This is a genomic window from Actinokineospora spheciospongiae (assembly GCF_000564855.1).
Classification (GTDB): domain Bacteria; phylum Actinomycetota; class Actinomycetes; order Mycobacteriales; family Pseudonocardiaceae; genus Actinokineospora; species Actinokineospora spheciospongiae.
In genome coordinates this window covers 1-4,038 of sequence record NZ_AYXG01000219.1, presented here as the reverse complement: position 1 = coordinate 4,038, position 4,038 = coordinate 1, and the positions used below count along the sequence as shown (strand labels likewise).

The 4,038-nt window shown below is 74.0% G+C and carries 5 protein-coding genes; 1 reads left to right on the top strand and 4 read right to left on the bottom strand.

What is annotated here, in order from left to right:
- Positions 1-120: 120 nt before the first annotated feature.
- From UO65_RS27640 to UO65_RS27625, 4 genes are read right to left on the bottom strand one after another with little or no spacing between them, the layout of a single operon-like run.
- A complete protein-coding gene (locus UO65_RS27640) occupies positions 121-501 on the bottom strand; it encodes a sterol carrier family protein (RefSeq protein WP_161784527.1) in 381 nt (126 codons plus the stop codon).
- Between the two features lie 35 nt (positions 502-536).
- Positions 537-1,349 carry an ESX secretion-associated protein EspG gene (locus tag UO65_RS27635; RefSeq protein ID WP_052021873.1) on the bottom strand — a complete coding sequence of 271 codons (813 nt, stop codon included), beginning with the start codon at positions 1,347-1,349 and terminating at the stop codon, positions 537-539.
- Positions 1,346-2,695, bottom strand: coding sequence for a PPE domain-containing protein (locus UO65_RS33770; RefSeq protein WP_052021872.1), 1,350 nt, complete (start codon positions 2,693-2,695; stop codon positions 1,346-1,348). The genes UO65_RS27635 and UO65_RS33770 overlap by 4 nt, the downstream gene beginning before the upstream one ends.
- Before the next feature lie 6 nt (positions 2,696-2,701).
- Positions 2,702-3,085 (bottom strand): hypothetical protein, encoded by a 384-nt coding sequence (locus tag UO65_RS27625; RefSeq protein ID WP_052021871.1) that lies wholly within the window; start codon positions 3,083-3,085, stop codon positions 2,702-2,704.
- Between the two features lie 211 nt (positions 3,086-3,296).
- On the opposite strand from UO65_RS27625, the gene UO65_RS27620 reads away from it, so the two are divergent.
- Positions 3,297-3,905, top strand: a complete 609-nt coding sequence (locus UO65_RS27620) for a type VII secretion system-associated protein (protein WP_052021870.1) — start codon at positions 3,297-3,299, stop codon at positions 3,903-3,905.
- The last annotated feature ends 133 nt before the right edge of the window (positions 3,906-4,038 follow it).

Genomic DNA, 4,038 nt, shown 5'->3' with positions numbered 1-4,038 from the left:
TGATCGCCACCCCCGGCCAAACACATCCACCCACCCGGGCCTCTGCGTAGCCGGGCCGGCGGCTTGTTGGTGGGCTGGTTGTTGCTGTGCCCGAGGAGGTTCGGGGTGGCCCCTGTTGCGCTAGAAGCGCAGCAGGGGCAGGTGTTCGGAGAGGTCGGCGCGGGAGCCGGAGGCGGAGACCCGGGACTCGGCGACCGCCGTGTGCCAGTCGAGGGTGCCGGTGGCGAGTTCGAGCCAGGTCTTGGGGTCGGTTTCGATGGTGTTGGGGGGGTTGCCCCGGGTGTGGCGGGGGCCCTCGATGCACTGGACCGCCGCGAAGGGCGGGACGCGGACCTCGACCGTGTGGCCGGGGGCGTCCTGTTCGAGGGTGCGCAGGCTCAGGCGGACCGCCGCCGCCAGGGTGGGGCGTGGGGGTTGGGGGGCGCCGTCGTTCAGCCAGGGGAGGACCTCGGCGACGGCGGTGCGCAGGTCGGTGGCGGTGACCGGTTTGCGGGAGGGCACCGGGTCAGCCCCGGGGCCGGTGTGCGGACACGTGCTCAGCCCTCGGCGGTCCGGCGGACCTCGGTGAGCACCTCGTCCACCTGGTGCACCATGCGGCGCTGGTCGGCGGGGGAGATGGTGGTCCAGAAGGTGCCGTCCGGGGCGGAGCGGCGGATCTGGACGTAGCGGCCCGCGTCGGTGTCGAAGAAGGAGACGACCCGGTCCGCGCGGAGTCGGCGGCCGAGGCGGTCGCGGGCGGCGGCTCCGAAGTTCCCGGTGCCGCGGACGTCGTCGATCATCTCGACCAGGGCTGTCACGTCGTCGGGGCGCAGGCCCCGGGCGGAGAGGGCCAGTTCGAAGCCCTTGCGGGTGCCGTCGGTGGCGCGGGCCGCCGCCTCGAAGTCCTCGGTGCGGAGGGTGACCGACTGGCCGGGGCCCGCCGGGTGCGCCGGGAGGACGCCGACGGCGGCGGCGGCGAGGTTGGCCGCCGAGGTGCGGCTCAGGGTGATCGAGTCCTCGCTGAGGACCGCCAGCGCCGCGTCGTCGCCCGCGGCGCAGGCGATCAGGCGCAGGCCGCGGCCCACCCAGGTGCGGGCGTCGACCTCGCGGTCCGGGCGGGCCAGCAGGGCGAACAGGTGCTCGACCTCCGGGTGCACGTCGACCTTGCGGCCGAGGCCGCGCCGGTCGAGGTCCCCCCACACGCGCTCCTCGATCGCCGCGCGCTCCTCGTGGGTCTTGCCCGGGGAGGGCACCTTGACGACCAGCGGCATGGTGCCGGGGCGCAGGTGGCCCCAGAGGACGTCGAACTCCAGGGCGGACAGCGCGATGGGTGGGCGGTCGTCCACGTCGAGGACCCCGAACGCCGTCACCGGTCGGAACCGAGCACGCCCGGTGCCACGTGCCGCTCGTCGCCGAAGATGTCGTCGGTCTCCACCAGGTAGCTGGCGTGCTCGAAGTCCTCTTCCTCGTCCGCGTTCGCGCCGCGGCCGCCGCCCATCGCCCCAGCACCTGTCCCGGCCTTGCCGCCCGCGGCACCGGCGGTGCCGTTGCGGCCGCCGAGCAGCGAGTCACCGGAGAACGAACCCGCGCCCGCGACGCCGCCGCGGCCCAGGGCACTGTTGGCCCCGCCGCGCGCCGGGCCCTCGGCGGGAGCGGACCCGCCGAGCCCGCCCGCGAGGGCACCGCGCCGGGCGGCTGCCTCCTGGGCGGCGGCCTGGCCCGCCGCCGGGCCGCCGCGGGCCAGGCCCGCGTCGGTGGGGGTGAGGCCGGGGCGGATGCCGCCGGGGAAGCGCGTGGCGTCGCCCGAGGGCAGACCGCCGCCGCCGGTGGGCACACCGGTGAGGCCGTTGGGGGTGATCGGGGTGTGCGTGCCACCGCCGGTCGGCGGGACGTAGCCCGCGGGCGTGGTGGAGGCGCTGACCGGCGTGAAGGCCGGGGGGTTCCCACCGGGGACGAACTGGGGCGTGTGCACCGGGCTCGCGCCGCCGGTCGGGGCCAGGTACTGGCCGGGGGTACCGCTGGTGAGCTGCACCGGGGTGTACGACGCGGCGGACGTGCCGCCGTTCGAGCCGCCGGTACCCCCGGTGGCCTGGGAGATGGCGTAGCCGACCTGGTGGCCGACGCCGCCGTCGGGCGCCGGGGTGGAGATGACGACGTCCGGCGGCGGCACGAAGGTGCCCAGCGTGGACGTGTTGAAGTTGGTGCTGGACTGGTAGGAGTCCATGGTGTCGACGGCCTTCTGCGAGGCGGCGTCCTGCGCGGCCTCCTGGGCCTCATGGTCCTGCGACTGCGCCAGCACGCCCGCCGCCGGACCGGCGTTGCCGGTCAGCAGCGCGGTCCCCGCGGCCAGCTTGTCCCAGCCCGACGGGGCGGGGGTGGTGACCTGCACCGGTTCCGGCATCTCGGCGCGGGCCCGGCCGACGATGTCGGCCTGGTACTCGGTGGAGGCGCGCATCAGCGAGGCGCCGGACTGCGCGTCGGCGGCCCAGGCCTGCAACGGGGTCAGGCCGGTCTGCGCCTGGTCGGCGGCACCGCCCTCCCAGGTGGCCCGCATGGTGGACAGCTTGGTCGCCAGGTCGGCGTCGATCTGCTCCAGCTCGGCGGTCAGCGCGGACCAGTACTCGGTCTGCGCCGTGGACGCCGCCGGACCCGGCCCGCTGTTGATCATCTTGAAGAGCGTGGGGTGGTCGTACCCCTCCCACCGGTGCATGGCCATCTCAGCTCACCCCTGGTCCCGCTTGCCCCACATGGCGTGGTTGGTGCCTTCCGTGCGCAGGTACCCCTCCTGCGCGGTCTCCAGCGACTCGATCGCCCGGCGCAACTGCTCCTGGTAGCCGCGCAGGCAGGCGATGGCCGAGTCCGCGCCGCCGCCGTTGGTGCGCGCGGTGAAGTCCGTGGCCGCCTCGCCGCTCACCGGGTCCTTGGCCCACTCCGGGACCTCCAGCCCGTCCAGCGCGGTGACCTTGGCCTCGACCCGGTCGAACGCCTCGCGGAACGCGGCCAGCGCACCCGGGATGGCGGACGGTTCGATCCGCAGGGTCCGGGTTCCGCTGAAATCGGGCGCCGAGGGCGCGATCGACCCTCCGCCTCCATCGGCCAGGTACACCCCGTACCCCCTCCTGTGTGCGGACGCGACGACTGTAACTCCGATGCGGGCGGATGTGGAACGGTTCCCGCACCTTCGGGGGATCTGGTGACCACTTTTCCGACTACCGACCGCCAGATGTGCAGTACCCCCGCGACCGCTTCCTCACTCGTTCGGGTGGTACAGCACGGGGGGTGTTCGCAAGTGACCCGAGGTAACCGAAGCTGGGAGGGTGCAGCAGCCCGAAATCACCCTCGACATGCGGGTGAGCGCGCGGTCGAACCCCAATAGCTGGTTGTACGTCATCGACCCGGCGTTCAGCCCGGACGTGGACGTGCCCCCGTGGGGCGTGGTCGGCGCCTACCCCGTGGACGACCGCGGCGAGGTCGTCGAGCGCTTCCGGTACAACACCGGGTACCGGCCCTCCCCGGCCGCACTGCGCCTCCCGGTGACGTCCAACCCGCTGGAGAAGCTGTTGCAGCTTGTGCACACCCGCCACCGGCAGCAGGTCGACCTGCTGCCGGTGGTGCTGAACGCCACGCTGCTGGTCTACGCCCGCCGCGGCGACGACCGGGCGATCACCGGGTTCCGCAACCACGACGGGCGGGTGCTGGTGCCCGCGTGCACGTCGGCGACGCACGTGCCGGGGGCGTGGCCGGGGTGGCGGGAGGTCTCCGGGCGGGAACTGGCCGGGCAGCTTCGCGGGTGCCCGCTGGTGGTCAACCCGCTCGGGCCGCTGACGGCGGTCATCCCGGCGGCTGATCTGTGCCGTGCCGGTGGGGTCGGGGTTTCCGGTGGGGCTTCTGGTCGGCGTGTTGTGGAGGGTGCTGCGGTCCGCTGAGGGCTTGGGGCGCTGCCTGTGAGTCTGGCTGGGTTGATCTTTGGTTTGCTGTGGCCGGGTTTTTGCTGTGGCCGGGTTTAGAGCCCGGTCGTTTTCGGGGCGTGCCCGGGTGGGTGGATCTGCTTGGGCGGGG

What these genes read in the sequence shown, in the direction of transcription:
- UO65_RS33770 (WP_052021872.1), bottom strand. Translation starts at nt 2,695, where the DNA reads ATGGCCATGCACCGGTGGGAGGGGTACGACCACCCCACGCTCTTCAAG.